Genomic DNA, 3,548 nt, shown 5'->3' on the forward strand with positions numbered 1-3,548 from the left:
TTTGAAGTTGCTGTTTTTTGAAATAAATATATAATCTATGCATTCTGTCACGGGTTCATTGTGTTTAAAATCATTGAATGTTCCGGTGGGTCCAAAAGGTTTTTCTCTTGAAATTTCCCTTGTGTCTAACATTTCTTTTTTTAGAGAAATAATCCGCTCTTCTTTTGGTTTTGAATTAAAATCACCCATAAAAATCACGGGATATTTTTTTGTATTCAGTGACGCTATTTTCGAAAGAATGAGTTGAATTCCGTTTGTCCTAGCCAATTCTCCCATATGATCTAAATGGGTATTGAAAACCCAAAAGCTGGTTTTTGTTTTCAAATCTTTAAATAAAGCATAGGTGCACACCCTATTGAATGCTGCATCCCAACCCTTAGAAATTTTATCTGGGGTTTCTGATAACCAAACAGTGCTATTTTGTACTACTTTGAAACGCTTTTTTTTATAATAAATATTCGAAGATTCGCCTTGGTTTACACCATCTCTTCCGATGCCAATTACATTATATTGAGATAGGGCAGCAGCTATATCAATAACTTGATTGGGTTTTGCTTCTTGAACTCCAAAAATATCGGGTTCGTAAAAATGTAGTTGCGATGTTAAAAACTCTTTTCGATTTGACCATTTATTTTCTCCATCACTCTCAATGTCTAAACGGATGTTGTAGGTCATTAACTTTACTGATTGTGCATTCCCTAAAAAGAGAAAGAATAGTATCATTAAAGTCCATGAATATTTCATTTGAATATCGTAAATGTGAGTAAAGAAAACTGAAAAAGATGATTTGGGGTTTAAAACATTTTGTTTTCATTATTGCTTCTGTTAAGGGAAACAGAAGCAAATAATGAAAAGCTAACTAACCAAAACCATTAATTATAAACTCTAATGTAATCTACTTGCAAGGTAGAAGAAGTAAAATTCGGATCTACAGGTCCTCCCCAAACTCCTCCCATTGCTAAATTTACAATTAAGTAAAAATTTTTGTTGAATGGAAATTTATCTGAATTTACGAAAGTGTAATAAACCACATCATCAACAGAAAATTTTATATAATCTGCACGCCAATCTGCTGTATAAATATGAAATTCTGTGTTGTCATTTGGTACCTTAATAGTGCTTGTATCTGGTGTATTTCCAGAACGTCCAGGCGAGTGTAAAGAAGAATGATTTTGGTTCGGATTTTTCCCAACAGAATCTAAAATATCTCTCTCACCCCAAGCAGGCCAACCAACACTGCCAATATTACTACCGAGCATCCAGACTGCGGGCCAAGTCCCAACTCCTGTAGGTACTTTTGCTCTAATTACTATTTTGCCATAAGTAAAATCAAATTTTCCATTGGATTCTAATCTAGCTGAAGTAAAGTCTCCTTTTCCATATTTTTCTCGGATAGCTTTTATTTTCAAAACGCCCCCTTCTATAATTACGTTTTCTGGACGATTGGTATAGGATTGAAGTTCGTTATTAACACGCCCTGGATCCCATAATTGAAGAGCCCATTTATTACTATCTGGAGCGCCATCTATATTAAATTCGTCGCCCCAAACTTGGATAGTAGCAACAAAAACTACAATTGATTTTGTAGCGGTAAAATATTTTAAACCATTGAAAACGGTAACATCTATAGTGTAAGTTTTTGTTCCACTTGATTTATACGTATGCGTAATTGTTCCGGTAGTGGTTTCTGCTATTTCACCGTCACCAAATACAATTTTATAAGATACTCCACTACTAGGTGTAATATTAAATTTCACCAATCCATTTCCATCGCCATTTAGCATTTGAACAGTAGTTCCTACTATTTCGGTGTTTATTGCAACATTTATTTTTGGATTGTCTGGGGTTTTACCACCTCCGCTATCGCCAGAGCTACAGCTTATTAAAACACACAACAGTAACGTTGGAAAAACGAGAATTTTTTTAAACATTTTTATTATTTGGATTGAATTTTATTCAGGAAATAACTTAAAAATAATTTTAACCAATACCGTTTTAGTTCTTAGTTAAGATTACTTTTCTTTGGATTATTTAAAAATAAAATTTTGTTAGAATAAGTAGTAATCAATTTAAAATTTCTTATAAATTGCTATTATTATAAAACTAAAAAATTTGTTATTCAAAAAAGGGAAGCATTATAACTTCCCTTTTTGATAACATATTAATTCACTAATTCACTATAGCGGTTTGAAAACAAAAGTCCAACCTGTGCCATTTGCTTCGTTATTGCTTAAATAAAGAACCATTTTAGTTGGTGTAAGTTCAATAATTTGATATACACCATCTTTGTTTCCAGCTGAATAACCTAACATTTTTGATCCAGTAATAATCAATTTTTTATTAGGCACATCTAATACAAAACTTCCTTTTTTAGGTGTAGCAGAAGTAGTTTCATAATGGTTGAAATTGGCCGCCCCATTTAAATCGAAGTGCATTTTTCCACCTGCATCAGAAGGAGGACAACAATTATTTGCATCCCACCAAGCTCCCATTGCGCCATCAGGGTTGTTTGGAGCAGACATGAACCACCATAGATTTACAGCTCTATCAAAAACCCAAGTTTTACCTGTAGCAGTGTTATTACTTACTAAATCATACCAATCTTGATTTAAAGGTGTATCTAGTTTGTCGATTTGAACATCAATAGTTTTTGAGAAGAATTGTGAACCTAAAGTACCTACATAAGTAAATGTGTTTTTTCCTGGTATAGGATAAACAACTGTTACTTCATTCGTTAGGGCTTTTCCTAAGTTAAAATTCCAATATCCTGTAATGCCAGGTGTAACCATTTTAAGAGTTACCTTATTTCCGCCTGGGGTACTTTGGGTAGCTACTAATTGAACACCCTCAACATTAGTAGAGTCTACTAAGCTTGTTTCATCTACTATAGGTTCGCAAGCCGAAAAAATCAGCATAAACGAAGCTAGTAAAAGATACATTATTTTAATATTTTTCATAATTATATTTTTTTGTAAAGATAGGTATTTTAATTTCTTCCTTTTTCATTTGGATATAAAGTTGGCAAGGGTTCACTTTGCCATAATTCTTTGGTTTCCACGTCCATTATAGTTAATGGGCCTTTAAATGCTGCTCCAGTATCTACATTCCAAACATTGACCATATTTACTGGAGTGGTTTTGCCAATTCTAGAAACAGGCGTGTGACCAATGTAGATTTCGTTGTATAATGTCAATCGTTTTGGATATAGTAAATCATCTTTTTTCATCTTTTTGTCCAATGCCAATGCGGTTTCCCATAACGTTCTGTCCCAATAAAACAATCTCGGAAAATATTCATAATCCACACCATTCATATTGGTAAAACCAGCGTGTATAAACAACCGATTTTGTTCATCAAGATGAAAATTCTGCAATGATTGTATAAATTCGATATGGCTTTTAATCGTTTCGGCACTAACATTGGCATAAGCCAAAACGGTTGATTCTCCACCATGATGGTACCATAAAGGATTATCCTTGGTTTTTGTTAGCCAATCTAATAATAATTCATCGTGGTTGCCAAGGATGAAAATGCAATTGTGCGTCGTT

The 3,548-nt window shown here is 33.4% G+C and carries 4 protein-coding genes; all 4 read right to left on the reverse strand.

What is annotated here, in order from left to right; all coding sequences use genetic code 11:
- Positions 1-723, reverse strand: a 723-nt coding sequence (locus tag EKL98_RS15190; RefSeq protein WP_233589454.1) for an endonuclease/exonuclease/phosphatase family protein, incomplete at its 3' end; no start/stop codon positions are given.
- Between the two features lie 149 nt (positions 724-872).
- Positions 873-1,931: a glycoside hydrolase family 16 protein gene (locus EKL98_RS15195; protein WP_233589455.1), complete on the reverse strand. Its 1,059-nt coding sequence runs from the start codon at positions 1,929-1,931 to the stop codon at positions 873-875.
- Between the two features lie 246 nt (positions 1,932-2,177).
- Positions 2,178-2,957 (reverse strand): hypothetical protein, encoded by a 780-nt coding sequence (locus EKL98_RS15200; protein WP_126563062.1) that lies wholly within the window; start codon positions 2,955-2,957, stop codon positions 2,178-2,180.
- Between the two features lie 29 nt (positions 2,958-2,986).
- Positions 2,987-3,548: serine/threonine protein phosphatase (locus EKL98_RS15205; protein ID WP_126563063.1), on the reverse strand; the 562-nt coding region annotated here is incomplete at its 5' end.

The sequence above is a fragment of the Flavobacterium bomense genome (assembly GCF_003970355.1).

Bases quoted from the DNA above. Each gene is read 5' to 3' on its own strand.
- EKL98_RS15195 (WP_233589455.1), bottom strand. From the start codon at position 1,931: ATGTTTAAAAAAATTCTCGTTTTTCCAACGTTACTGTTGTGTGTTTTA.
- EKL98_RS15200 (WP_126563062.1), bottom strand. From the start codon at position 2,957: ATGAAAAATATTAAAATAATGTATCTTTTACTAGCTTCGTTTATGCTG.